Origin of the sequence: Qipengyuania polymorpha, assembly GCF_019711435.1 — a bacterium.
Taxonomy (GTDB): Bacteria; Pseudomonadota; Alphaproteobacteria; order Sphingomonadales; family Sphingomonadaceae; genus Qipengyuania; species Qipengyuania polymorpha.
The window spans coordinates 149726-161486 of the sequence record NZ_JAIGNK010000004.1 but is presented as its reverse complement, the minus strand read 5'-3'; the positions used below and the strand labels follow the sequence as shown (position 1 = coordinate 161486).

General features: G+C 62.1%; 12 protein-coding genes and 1 tRNA gene. 4 read left to right on the top strand and 9 right to left on the bottom strand.

The annotated features are described in order from the left end of the window. Window positions 1-56 precede the first annotated feature (56 nt). Window positions 57-638 carry a hypothetical protein gene (locus K3152_RS12965; RefSeq protein WP_221574557.1) on the bottom strand — a complete coding sequence of 194 codons (582 nt, stop codon included), beginning with the start codon at window positions 636-638 and terminating at the stop codon, window positions 57-59. Then, window positions 638-1132, bottom strand: a complete 495-nt coding sequence (locus K3152_RS12960) for a hypothetical protein (RefSeq protein WP_221574556.1) — start codon at window positions 1130-1132, stop codon at window positions 638-640. The genes K3152_RS12965 and K3152_RS12960 overlap by 1 nt, the downstream gene beginning before the upstream one ends. Between K3152_RS12960 and K3152_RS14360 the strand changes: the two genes are divergently transcribed. Then, the gene (locus tag K3152_RS14360; protein WP_345719812.1) at window positions 1121-1663 is read left to right on the top strand and encodes a helix-turn-helix transcriptional regulator; all 543 of its coding nucleotides are present in this window, start codon (window positions 1121-1123) and stop codon (window positions 1661-1663) included. The two genes, K3152_RS12960 and K3152_RS14360, sit on opposite strands and share 12 nt — an antisense overlap. On the opposite strand, the gene K3152_RS14355 is transcribed toward K3152_RS14360, so the two are convergent. The 3 genes from K3152_RS14355 to K3152_RS12945 form a co-directional block, all read right to left on the bottom strand. After that, window positions 1660-2604, bottom strand: coding sequence for a tyrosine-type recombinase/integrase (locus K3152_RS14355; protein WP_425594681.1), 945 nt, complete (start codon window positions 2602-2604; stop codon window positions 1660-1662). The two genes, K3152_RS14360 and K3152_RS14355, sit on opposite strands and share 4 nt — an antisense overlap. Next, window positions 2541-2978 (bottom strand): Arm DNA-binding domain-containing protein, encoded by a 438-nt coding sequence (locus K3152_RS14180; protein WP_247713432.1) that lies wholly within the window; start codon window positions 2976-2978, stop codon window positions 2541-2543. Before K3152_RS14180 ends, K3152_RS14355 begins: the two co-directional genes overlap by 64 nt. Window positions 2979-3131: 153 nt before the next feature. Next, window positions 3132-3222, bottom strand: a tRNA-Ser gene (locus K3152_RS12945). Window positions 3223-3520: 298 nt separating this feature from the next. Between K3152_RS12945 and K3152_RS12940 the strand changes: the two genes are divergently transcribed. After that, on the top strand, window positions 3521-4615 hold the full coding sequence (locus K3152_RS12940) for a peptidylprolyl isomerase (protein WP_221574555.1): 1095 nt from the start codon (window positions 3521-3523) through the stop codon (window positions 4613-4615). Continuing rightward, the gene (locus tag K3152_RS12935; protein WP_221574554.1) at window positions 4612-4929 is read left to right on the top strand and encodes a DUF1905 domain-containing protein; all 318 of its coding nucleotides are present in this window, start codon (window positions 4612-4614) and stop codon (window positions 4927-4929) included. The genes K3152_RS12940 and K3152_RS12935 overlap by 4 nt, the downstream gene beginning before the upstream one ends. Here the strand turns inward: K3152_RS12935 and K3152_RS12930 are convergent. The 4 genes from K3152_RS12930 to K3152_RS12915 form a co-directional block, all read right to left on the bottom strand. Further along, on the bottom strand, window positions 4926-5291 hold the full coding sequence (locus K3152_RS12930) for a VOC family protein (RefSeq protein ID WP_221574553.1): 366 nt from the start codon (window positions 5289-5291) through the stop codon (window positions 4926-4928). The genes K3152_RS12935 and K3152_RS12930 overlap by 4 nt on opposite strands. A 262-nt stretch (window positions 5292-5553) precedes the next feature. Continuing rightward, complete coding sequence (locus K3152_RS12925) at window positions 5554-7647, bottom strand: RelA/SpoT family protein (RefSeq protein ID WP_221574552.1); 2094 nt, start codon at window positions 7645-7647, stop codon at window positions 5554-5556. A gap of 61 nt (window positions 7648-7708) precedes the next feature. Next, window positions 7709-8692, bottom strand: a complete 984-nt coding sequence (locus K3152_RS12920; protein WP_221574551.1) for a hypothetical protein — start codon at window positions 8690-8692, stop codon at window positions 7709-7711. An 88-nt stretch (window positions 8693-8780) separates the two neighbouring features. Further along, complete coding sequence (locus tag K3152_RS12915; RefSeq protein WP_221574550.1) at window positions 8781-10682, bottom strand: M1 family metallopeptidase; 1902 nt, start codon at window positions 10680-10682, stop codon at window positions 8781-8783. A 182-nt stretch (window positions 10683-10864) separates the two neighbouring features. On the opposite strand from K3152_RS12915, the gene K3152_RS12910 reads away from it, so the two are divergent. Then, a complete protein-coding gene (locus tag K3152_RS12910) occupies window positions 10865-11761 on the top strand; it encodes a glycoside hydrolase family 16 protein (RefSeq protein WP_221574549.1) in 897 nt (298 codons plus the stop codon).

The window sequence follows — 11761 nt, the reverse complement described above, 5'->3', positions numbered from 1 at the left end:
ACCCATTGAGGTGGCAGCCGACCGCGAATGCGGTCGCACTACTTCACTCTTCAGTCTTATTGCTGCAGCGCCACGCGCCTTTGATCGTATTCTGCGGCGCAATTGCGCGTAGAAGCGCGCAACGCTTTTGCGGCGTCTCCGGGCCCTTTCCCGGACCGGATCTGCGATGCATGTTGAGCTGCATAGACCACGCAGAAGGCGAATTCGGTCTCGGTCAGAGCCTGCAGACTTTCACTGGCCGTTTCGTATGTCTCTTCGCTCGAGTTCCAGCCCATGTTGTGAAAGACAGCCCCCAGCAACGCAGACCAAAATGTGATCGCGATGAGCGTCCAGAAGACTTTCGTAGAGGCGCTGGGAGGAAGCTGTGCTTCGACACGGCGCCAGACCCGATTGGCAGCATCCATGGCCCACTTCTCGCCGTCGATTTCGACCTTGCGGCGAACCACATTTGCTGCTTCGTTCATCACTTCTTCGAGCTGCCGAATGTGGGCAGCACGCAAGACAAGCTCGGCCTTCATCCCAATATCATTCTTGAGTTCGTCGGGAAGGGTAATCGCCAATTTGTCGATCAATTCGCAGTCACGTTTGTCGGGCGAACGGTCGACCATACGAATGAAGAGTTCTTTGATCGTAACCATCAGCACATCTCCTCGATCAGGCGGATCAGCGAGGCCTGTTCGCGTTCGACTGCTGCCCTGAACGAGAGGAAGGTGAACCAGTCACCACGCAACCAACTCGCGGGGCGTTCCGAGGGAAAGGGCAGCCGTTGGTTGGCAATCATGTCATGCGGGCGTTGCGGCAGCTTCGGCAGAGTCACCTCCAATCCGCCTTCTGCGAGAAATTCAGCGCGTGTCCGGGAGTTCATCCAGATGTCGAAGCGACCAAGACTTTCATCGTTATGCTTGTTCATAACGAACGCTGTTCGTGATGCAGGTGCGATGGCCATGAGGTCGCGGAAAAGGCGAACCGAATCCTCACCTGGGGTTGCCACCCAGACATGTATCGTAGGCATTCCGAGGTCTTCGTTGGCGATAAGCCGCGCCGCTTCTTGGTGCAGCATGCAGCCTGCGCCTGCCGGAAGATCGACCACCACCGCATGATCTGCAGGAACATTGTCTAGGTGGTTGAACATGCTCGTCCAGCCAGCTTCGCTGCGGGCATCGAAGCGGACCGTATTGAGTTGGCTACTGTAGTGGCGTTCGAGGTGAGCGTTGCGCTCGTCTCCATCGCAAAGCGCGAGCGGAACGGTTGGAAATTGGTCAGAAAGTCGATGTTTTACCGGAGTTTCTTCTACAGCAATGAGCACCAAAGAGAAGGGTTGGTGGGGTGCCCCATGCGCGGCTCGCCCTGGACATGGGTAGAAACGCCCATGCCCAAGAACAATCGCATCGACCGCCGAATGTCCGCCGAGCGTCTGGAAAACGATGAAGAGATACCACTATGCCCGCTCGACAGCGGCACCCAACTGCCTTCTGTCGGCAACTACGCGCGTTTGGATCGGTTCATGCGTGTCGAAGAGGTTCTCTATGTGACGGGTATGAGCTGCTCCACCCTATACCGAAAAATCGGGAGGGGCACTTTCCCCCGCCAAGTTAATCTCGGCGTAAACATGGTTGCTTGGCGTGAGTCCCAAATCGCCGATTGGATGCAAAATCCAACTTAGCGAGACTTGGATAGTGGTCGCCTTGGCCCTTCAAGCAACTCGGTGCTGCTCATCTGCTCGTCCATGATCCAGTCGGCCCAGAGCTGCGCGATTTCGCGCCGACGATCCATAAATCCTGCTCTATTATATCGGCGTTCGGTTTCTGACATTCCAGCAGGCGTATGCGCGAGCATCAAGTCGACAATCAGACGCTCAAGTACGAGGCGCTGACCGGCTCCCACGTGTTGGCGCGCAAAATGCTCGTTCATTTTGGTCGAGAATGACGACCTCCAACCATGGCTGACGTGGCGGCCTTTGTAACCAAGGCGATGATACATATAGTTGACCGCATTCTCGCTCAAAGGACTAAACGAGGAGCGATTGCCCGGAAAAACCAGAGGTCCGCGACCAGTCAGTCTAACCGTTTTAAGCACTTCGACGGACTGGCGAGCCAGCGGGACCTTGTGGTCGAAAGCGTCATCACCTTTCAATTCGAGTACCAGCTTCATGCGTCCTGCGGGAATGAGCCAATACGCATTCTCGTCAACTGCCCCAGCATCGGACCATGTTATGTCGTGGAATTCGGACCACGGCGCGGTTCGGATCATTCCCGGTCTCTGAGCCGTCAGGGCCATAAACCTTGACGCCAAGCGGGTGACTGGATTGGCGCCGGCACGGTCGACTGCAGCGATCAAGCCACGTATTTCGTCCAGATCGAGAAGTGCCGGCCACCGCTTGCCTCGGGGCACGGGCCTCAGGAGTTCGCCTATATCGGCAGGATTGTGTGTTACGACCTGCCTAAAGCGAGCAAACTTGAAAACACTCGCAATTCGTTGCCGGAGCCGGTGTGCGGTCTCGATCGCTCCCCTCGCTTCGACTGCCTGGAGAGTCGATAGAACTAGATGCTCATCGATGTCTGGCATGGCCAAGTCGCCCAAAACGGGAAAAAGATCCCGCTCCATACTGCTGATGAATCGTCGGCATGAACTTCCGTCCAGCGATCTTTCTGAACGCTGTGCCATTCGCGCGCCAACGCTTCAAACGTGTGCTCGTGACGCTGCGTATTAGTCAGTTTCGCGAGTTTGGCTTCGTAATTCGGATCCCGACCTTCTCGAAGAAGCCGTTTGGCGTCGTCGCGCATATTGCGCGCTTGGGCTAGTGACACTTCCGGGTATGGTCCGAAGACAAGTCGTCGTTCCTTGCCGCCGAATCTGTATTTGAAGCGCCACGATCGATGACCCGTTTTCGTAACGAAGAGATGCAGCCCACCGGAATCGGCCAGCTTATAATCTTTTTCGCGCGCCTTCGCTTTTCTGACTGCTGCGTCGGTCAGCATGCCCCCACCTCACTGATTTCGTGCCCCCAAACTGCCCCCACATCATCTGGCATTAGGTGACATTGGGTGACAACGCTTAGGACACCGAACACCGCCAAATGCAAGCAATTACAGTCGAATAGATAAGGGGTGGGAACCCTTGAGAAAGGGAAGTGGCGGAGCAGGAGGGATTCGAACCCTCGATACGGGGTTACCGTATACACACTTTCCAGGCGTGCGCCTTCGACCACTCGGCCACTGCTCCGTGTCCCTGTTCGCGCTACCGCTACGCTGCTTGAGCGCGGGTGGCTTGGTCGGACCGCGGGCCTCTAGCGGGAGTCACTCTCTCGCGCAACAGCCATGGCCCGCCCCTCCCGAACCAAAATGCGACGAACCGTTGGAACCGGCGCGCGCGCGTGCGCATTGTCCGGTTACACCCCCCAAGTTGCGGTGCTGCGCGGAATGGCATTCCCTGCGAACATCGCTTCAAAGCCCCTTTGCGCCCATACAACGCGCGCGAAGGGGCTTTTTGTTTGGCCCTAATGCTGCCAAGCTCCCGCACCATGACCAAGCACCTGATTTCGCTCGCTGCAGCGCTCGCACTTAGCTCACCTATCGCAGCGCAGGAGGAAGGCGAGACGCCGCGGCCCAGCCCGAATGAAATCGTTGCCAAGGCCGGTGCGGACGAATGGGCCGTCGTCGCGCCGGAGGACCTGCTCGTCATGACGCTCGCCCCCGATGCCGAAGGCAATCCGCGGGAGGTCTTCATCCAGCTCATGCCAGCCCCCTTCAGCGAGAAGTGGACCGCCAATATCCGCACTTTCGCGCGTTCCGGCTGGTTCGACGACATTACCGTCAACCGCGTGCAGGACAATTACGTGGTCCAGTGGGGCGATGCCAATTACGACAATCCCGAAAGCGACGGGCCGCCAAAGGCGCTTCCGGAGGGGCTCGTCGAAACCAGCGAGGAGGATTACGTCCTCGCCTATACGCCGGACATGTTCGACAAACTCTGGGCCTCAAGGGGACGCCGGGATGCTATCCAGCGACTGATGCCGACTACCAGGGCCGCCCCCGGGTGGACCGGTTTCGACGACCCTTACGCAAACGGCTTTGCTTTTGTCGGGGCCATGCCCGTGGCGATGGATTTCACTGACGGGGAAATAATCGTCGAGCAGGTCAACCAGACCACCGGGGCGATCGTGAAGTACAAGGACCACGCGACCGGGCCTTCCAGCGTCTGGCCCATCCACTGCTACGGCATGGTCGGCGTGGGCCGCAACCTTTCGCCCGATGCCGGCACGGGTGCGGAACTCTACACCGTCATCGGTCACGCACCGCGCCATCTCGACCGCAACATCGCGCTGGTGGGGAGGATTGTCGAAGGCATCGAACACCTCTCCAGCCTGCCGCGCGGCAAGGGCCAGTTGGGCTTTTACGAGGACGAGGGCATGCGGACGCCCATCCTCAGCGTGCGTGTCGCAAGCGACCTTCCCGAAAACGACCGGCCGGAATTCGAATATCTCGATGCAGGCGGCCCGACCTTTGCTGACTACGTCAAGGCCCGGGCGAACCGCCGCGACCCGTTCTTCAACGTGCCTGCAGGTGGGGCCGATGTCTGCAATGTCATGGTCCCCGTGCGCCGCGTGGCCGAGTGAGCGAAACGCTCTCCTGCACCCTGCCCTTGAAGCGCTGGCAGGGTGACCGCGGCACCTATCACCTGGTCACCATCAGCGGCGAAACCGCCGAGGCCATCGCCATGCACGAACGGCTGCACCGGCTCGAATTCGGCGCGCGGCGCGGGTTCGGCTCGGTCAAGGTGATGGCGCGGGTGGGCGGGACGCAGTGGAAGACTTCGGTTTTCCCGCAAAGCAAGAAAACCGAATGGGTCCTGCTCGTTTCGAAGAAAGTGATGCGCGCCGAGGATCTTGCCGAGGGCGACAGCGTGGCGCTCGAACTCAACCTTCTCTAGAGCTTTTCCATCAGTTCGATGCGGTTGCCGAAAGGGTCGGCGATGTCGCCGCGGCGATAGCCTTCCAGCTCCTTGCCTGGCTTGAACGGCACGCCCGAGGCCTCGAGCTTGGCGACCAGCGCGCCGAGGTTCTCGACCAGAAGTGCCGGATGCGCGCGGCGCGCGGGGAGGAAGGCATCTTCCACACCGCAATGGATGGCTATCCCCTCGCCCTCGAACCAGCACCCACCATTGACCGCAAGATGCGACGGCTTGGCGACTTCCTCCAGCCCCATCACGCCGGTCCAGAACTTGCGCGCATGCGGCTCGCCGCCGTGCGGCATGGCGAGCTGGATGTGGTCTATCCCGACAAGGAGGCTCACAGTGCGGACCTAGCGCTGCCGAGGTTTGAGTCAAAAAGGCTCAGGGCGAGAAGCAAGGGCGCAGGCAGATCGGCATCTTCCAAGCTCTTGCGACAAAGCACTGGGCCTTTTTGGCCAAATCTCTCCGGGATGGCGGAATGGCTTCGATCTCGCACAGAACCCCGCTTGACCGTGCGGCGTGCACGCGCTGCGCGAGCTTCCGCACGATATCTTCGCCATTCCGCCGCCTCGGCAGCGCTAGGTCCGCACTGTGAGCCTAAGCTCATGCGCGTTCCGCCTGCGCCACGGCATCGCTGGCGCGCAGGGCGCTCAGGATGCGGGTGAGATGCGCCAGGTCCTGCACTTCGAGGTCGACCTCGTAGGTCGTGAAGGGATGGTCGAGCTGGGTCTGCTCGAGGCTTTTCACATTTACCACGTTCTGCGCGAAAATGCCCGCCATCTCGGCCAGCGTGCCGGGGCGGTCGTAAAGCGTGACGCGCAAGCGGCCCACCGCCCCGCGCGAGCGCTTGCCCCACGACAAGTCTAGCCAGTCATTGTCGATGCCCGTCGCCAGCTGGTGGCAATCGATGGCGTGCACTTCCACGCCCTTGTCCTGCTTGCGCAAGCCCACGATGCGGTCGCCCGGCACGGGGTGGCAGCATTCGGCAAGGTCGTATCCCACGCCGGGAGTCAGCCCGCGGATGGAGAGCGACTTGCCGCTGCGCAGCCATTCGTCGTCCTCGTCGGCCATGCCCTCGGTGCTGCCGGGCATCAGCGCTTCCATCACTGCGCGGTCGGTAATCTTGGCCGCGCCGATGGCGTAGAAGAGGTCTTCCGGCTCTTCCATCTCAAGCCGTTTTAGCGCCTCGCGCAGCGCCTTCTTGCCGATTTTTGCAGGCACACGGGTAACGATTTCGTCGTAAAGCTTCTGGCCGATTTCGGCGACCTCGCCGCGTTCCTTCAGCCGCACCGCGCGGCGGATGGCGGCGCGCGCCTTGCCGGTGATGACGAAGCCAAGCCAGCTCATCTGCGGCTCGGCATTCTTGCCTTTGAGGATTTCGACCACATCGCCATTGTTGAGCTGGGTGCGCAGCGGCATGTGCCGCCCGTTGATTTTCGCGCCCACCGTCTGCGTGCCAAGCTCGGTGTGGACGGCAAAAGCAAAGTCGACCGCGGTCGAGCCCTTGGGCAGCTGGTGCAGCGCGCCCTTGGGAGTGAAGGCGAAGATACGATCCTGGTAGATCGCCATGCGCGTATGCTCGAGCAGTTCCTCGGCATCGTGGCTGGCATCGACGATTTCGATGAGGTCGCGCAGCCATCCTACTTGTCCATCGGGCCGCTCCGACTGCTTGTAGGCCCAATGCGCGGCGAGGCCGAATTCGTTCGTGCGGTGCATGTCGCGGGTGCGGATCTGCACCTCGACGCGCATCGACTTGCCGTAAATCAGCGAAGTGTGGAGGCTGCGATAGCCGTTGGTCTTGGGCGTCGAGATGTAGTCCTTGAACTTGCCCGGCAGGAATTGCCACGTGGTGTGCAGCACCCCCATCGCGCGGTAGCAATCGGCCACGTCGTCGCAGATGACGCGGAAGGCCATGATGTCGGTGACCTGCTCGAATGACACATGCCGCTCGGCCATCTTGCGCCAGATGGAATAAGGATGTTTCTCGCGCCCCGAGACCTCAACCGTCAGCCCCGATTCGGCCAGCGCATGCTTCATGTCGAGCGCGATGGCATCGACCTGCCCGCCATCCTGCTCGCGGATCTGCTGCAGGCGGTTGGTGATGGTGGCGTAGGCTTCGGGCTCGAGCTGCTCGAAGGCGAGGAGCTGCATCTCGCGCATGTATTCGTACATGCCAACGCGCTCGGCCAGCGGGGCGTAGATATCCATGGTCTCGCGCGCGATGCGCTGGCGCTTTTCAGGCTTCTTGATGAAGTTCAATGTGCGCATATTGTGGAGCCGGTCGCCAAGCTTCACCAGCAGCACGCGGATGTCCTCGCTCATCGCGAGCAGGAACTTGCGCAGGTTTTCCGCCGCGCGCTCGTTCTCGGGCATCTGCTCGATTTTCGAAAGCTTGGTCACCCCGTCGACCAGCCGCGCGACCTCGCCGCCGAAGTTCTTCTCGATATCGTCGATGGTCGCGAGCGTGTCCTCGACCGTATCGTGGAGCAGCGCGGTGGCGATAGTTTCCTGGTCGAGCTTCAAATCGGTCATCAGGCCCGCGACCTCGACCGGATGACTGAAATAGGGGTCCCCGCTCGCGCGCGTCTGCGTACCGTGCTTCTGCACCGTATAGACATAGGCGCGGTTGAGCATCGCCTCGTCGGCGTCTGGGTCGTATTCGAGGACCCGCTCTACGAGTTCGTACTGGCGCAGCATGTTGGCCCCACGATGTGGGCAAACGCTGTTGCAATGCAACGAAAAATGCGTGTGGGGCGCGCTAAATCCTGCTTTGCAGCGCTGCGACGAAGGGCGCAGGCTCATCGAGGCGAAACGCGACGCGTGTCACCATGCGCGTCTTGCCGAAGGCTGGCCGGTATTCGAGCGGGCGGGCCAGCTGCAGCACCACATTGGGATGCGAGAGGATGGCCGCGTTTAGGACATGGTCCTGCTTCAGTTCCTCGCCCGAAATGGCCGCCCCCATCGCTTCGATATCGGCTAGCGGCACTCTCAGGTCGATCATCAGGCCGGAACGCACGCGCAGGCTGTGCCTCTCGAGCAGGACGGGATAGAGACGGAAGCCCTGCATCATCGCGATGAAGAACAGCGCGCCCCAGATACCGAGCGCGAGGAGAACCCAAGCGGCCTCGCGGCTCCAGTGGCTGACGAGCAAGTCGACCACCACGATTTCGATCAGTTGAAGCACCAGGAATACGGCAATCATCGGATTGATGACGCAGTGGTAGGCGAAGGCGCGCGCACCTTGCGGCACGTCCGGCTGCAGGCGCCATCCGACCAGCGCGAGGCGAAGCATGTGGAGTTCTTTTGCGGCGAACTTCACGGTCGTGGACGGAAGTATGGCTTCGGCGGCATGGCTGAGCGAGCCGCTGCTGCGATATCGGCCCGCCGCCGCGCGCAGGTTCCAGACAACTGCCAGCGCGACGGTCAGCGCCATGGCGATGGCGACAGATTGCATATCGAACAGCGCCGCGCGCACCGGTGCGGCTGCTCCCACGGTCGCGACCACGCAGCCCGCTGCGATGGCGCCCAGCAAGGCGCGGATCTCGGGACGGTTACGCGGAGCCTTGGCGATGATCGCCAGCGCCAGCGAATCGGCACAGAGCCAGAGGAACAGGAGCGAGGCGGTACGCGGATGGCGCGCGGCAAGCTCGCTATGGGTGGCCAGCCGCCCCGCCGCGATTGCCAGCAGCGGGACCAGCACGAACAGCGCCGAGCGAAGCTTGGGGTTCAGGCGAAGAAGCATGCGGCACCTCCCTTGTGTGCGCATCGCTATCGCGAATGCCTGCTCTCCGCAAACGCAAGTCCTGCACCTTCCGGTGCAAGCCGCGCAATCACTCCGCCGACATCACCCGCTCCACGCCGCCGCGCGTGACCGAGTGGTAGCTGTCGCGTGTTTTGGCATAGATGCGGGTGGCGTGTGCGCGGCCCCACTCACCCTCGTTCCAAAGCACGGCGAAGAGCGGGCGCACGAACTTGGCGCGGCCCACGCGGGCGAGGAAGGCCTCGGCCTGCGGCACGGCGGGCTCGTAGCGGTTCTCCAGTGCCATCTCGAGCCAGAGGAACAGGATTTCATTGTTGCCCGTAGACGAGAGCCCGAGCGCGGCGTCCAATGCAGCCAGCTGCTCGTGGGTGAGTTCGGCGGGAAGGTTGTCGAGGAAGCGGATTTGCTCCGCTGCCGTCCAGCTGCTCCATGCCTCGGGCAGCATGCCGTGGTCGGCATAATGGGCGACTGCGCCGTCGACTGCGGCAAAGGCGGCCGGATCGGGCTTGGCGACATTGCCGGGCAGGCCGGGCTCGAAAATCCATTTGCGCAACATCAGGCGCTCGGCCTCGGCATCCGAGGCGACGAGGTTTTCCATCATGTCGTCGTAGAACAGTTCGCTCGTCGCGGGCTGGAAGGCGTGGTTGTCGAACCACTGCTGGAGCCAAGCATCGAAGCGGTCGCGGCCGACGATACGCTCGACCGTGCGCAGGAAGAACGCGCCCTTGTCATAGGCAATTGCGCTGCCGAGTTCGTAGCCGCCGTCGGTGCTCAGCGCCGTGCCGGGCGCGTCATCGCCCACCTCGCCCAGCGTTTCGAGGATATTGGCATACATGAGCGCGGCTTCCTGCTCGGCGCGCGCCTTGCCATAGACCGCTTCGACGATGCGGTTCTCGAAATAGGTGGTCACGCCTTCGTTGAGCCAGCTGTCGCCCCACACCGCATTGGTGACGAGGTTGCCCGACCAGCTATGCGCGAGTTCATGCGCGACGAGACCGTTGTTCGAGCGGTCGCCCGCGATGAAGGTCGGGGTGAGGAAGGTCATCACCGGGTTTTCCATGCCGCCATAGGGGAAGGCCGGCGGCAGAACTATCATGTCGTAGCGGCCCCAGCGGTATTCGCCGTAAAGCTCTTCGGCGGCGACCACCATTTCCTCGGTATCGGCGACCTCGGCATAAGCGCGCGGGAGGACCGAAGGCTCGGCCCAGACGCCCGTGCGCGGGCCGATGGCGCGGAAGTCGATGTCGCCCGCGGCAATCGCGATGAGATAGGGCGGGACGGGCTTGTCCATCACGAAGCGGAAGGCGCGGCGGCCATTGCCGAGGTCCTCGGGCTCGCCCTGCACCACGCCGCTCATTACCACGTCGAGGGGCTTGGGCGCAGTGATGCGCGCTTCCCAGGTCTGGCGGATGCCGGGGCTGTCCTGCGTCGGGATCCACGTCCGGTTGAGGATGGCCTGACCCTGGCTGAAGAGGAAGGGATGCACACCGCCCGCGGTCTGCTCGGGGCTGAGCCATTGCAGCGCGGTCGCATCCTGCGGGGCGCGGTAGTCGATACGGATGCTGCGCGCGCCATCGAGGATGACCGTGAGCGGCGAACCCTTCTCGCCCGCCTCTTCCAGCTCCTCGAGCGCCCAGTCCAGCTCGCGGCCAGCAGTGTCGGTGATGCGGGTCACTTCGAGACCGTTGGTGTCGAGGACGATGCGGTCGGCGCCCTTCGCAACCAGCAAATCGAGCACCGCGCTGCCGCCCACCCGCTTGGCGTCGAAATCCAGGTCGAGGTCGAGCGCCACATGCGTCACCCGCGCCTTCTGCGGCTCGGCCCAGGTCAGCGTGTCGAGCGCTTCGGGGCCGGTGAGGATGGGCGAGACCATCGGCTCGGGCGCCGTGGTCGAAACCGGCGGCTCACTCATCGCATTGGTGCAGGCGGCAGTGGCAAGCAGGAGCGCGAGGCTGGCGGTGATGCGGCGCATGGATGTCTCTCCGGTCTGGTTGCGGGTTTGCCGGACGAAACCGGCTCCCCGTGAATTGCTGAGCTGCCTATCGACCATAAGGCCGCGCTAATCCAGTATGGCGTGTGAAATCGTACCCAGCGACTCGCTTTTGCGAGCAAAATCAGTCATGGGAACGTTCACAACGTTTAGGAGAGGCCGCCATGTTCCGCACCCCGAGTTTCGCCCTTGCTGTTGCCGCTGCCCTGACGGGCACCAGCCTTGCCGCCCATCCCGAAGATGCGGGCGCGGCGCTGGCCGACGAAATCGCGCCCGACCGCACGCTGCTCTTCGCCGACGAATTCAACGCGAGCGAACTCGACCGCGAGAAATGGCGCGTCATCGGCCCCGATTTCTGGGTCAATAACGAACAGCAGATGTATGTCGACGATCCGGCGGTCATCAATTTCATCGACGGTATCGAGGGCGCCGACGGCGGCGTGCTGATGCTGCGTCCGGTGTTCAAGCCCGGCATCGATCCCAACAAGGACCGCAACGCCCCCTTCGTCTCGGGCCGCATCGAAAGCGCAGGCAAGTTCGACTTCATGCACGGCCGCGCCGAAGCGCGCATCAAGATGCCCGACAATGTCGGCGTGTGGCCCGCCTTCTGGCTGCTCGGCAACGACAAGTGGCCGGGCACGGGCGAAATCGACATCATGGAATATGTCGGCGAGAAGGACTGGGTCGGCGTGGCACTGCACGGCCCCGGCTATTCGGGCGAGACCCCGCTGGTGAACAAGTTCTTCTTCCCCGAAGGCGTCGATGTCACCCAGTGGCACACCTACGGCGTCGAGTGGACCGACCAGCAGATCGATTTCCTCATCGACGGCCACGTCCACTACCGCGTGACCAGGCCGATGGTCGAGAATTACGGCAAGTGGCGCTTCGACAACGACAAGTATCTTATCCTGAATTTCGCCATGGGCGGCGCCTACCCGTTCAAGACGAACCGCATCGAGGAGCCCTATAACGGCATCCCCGCGGAAACCGTCGAAGCGGTGAAGACGGGCAAGGTCGCGATGCTGGTCGACTGGGTGCGGGTCTACGCACCCGAGGAATGA

What these genes read in the sequence shown, in the direction of transcription:
- K3152_RS12920 (WP_221574551.1), bottom strand. Translation starts at nt 8,692, where the DNA reads ATGCTTCTTCGCCTGAACCCCAAGCTTCGCTCGGCGCTGTTCGTGCTG.
- K3152_RS12965 (WP_221574557.1), bottom strand. Translation starts at nt 638, where the DNA reads ATGGTTACGATCAAAGAACTCTTCATTCGTATGGTCGACCGTTCGCCC.
- K3152_RS12960 (WP_221574556.1), bottom strand. Translation starts at nt 1,132, where the DNA reads ATGTTCAACCACCTAGACAATGTTCCTGCAGATCATGCGGTGGTGGTC.
- K3152_RS14355 (WP_425594681.1), bottom strand. Translation starts at nt 2,604, where the DNA reads ATGGAGCGGGATCTTTTTCCCGTTTTGGGCGACTTGGCCATGCCAGAC.
- K3152_RS12925 (WP_221574552.1), bottom strand. Translation starts at nt 7,647, where the DNA reads ATGCTGCGCCAGTACGAACTCGTAGAGCGGGTCCTCGAATACGACCCA.
- K3152_RS14180 (WP_247713432.1), bottom strand. Translation starts at nt 2,978, where the DNA reads ATGCTGACCGACGCAGCAGTCAGAAAAGCGAAGGCGCGCGAAAAAGAT.
- K3152_RS12915 (WP_221574550.1), bottom strand. Translation starts at nt 10,682, where the DNA reads ATGCGCCGCATCACCGCCAGCCTCGCGCTCCTGCTTGCCACTGCCGCC.
- K3152_RS12910 (WP_221574549.1), top strand. Translation starts at nt 10,865, where the DNA reads ATGTTCCGCACCCCGAGTTTCGCCCTTGCTGTTGCCGCTGCCCTGACG.
- K3152_RS12940 (WP_221574555.1), top strand. Translation starts at nt 3,521, where the DNA reads ATGACCAAGCACCTGATTTCGCTCGCTGCAGCGCTCGCACTTAGCTCA.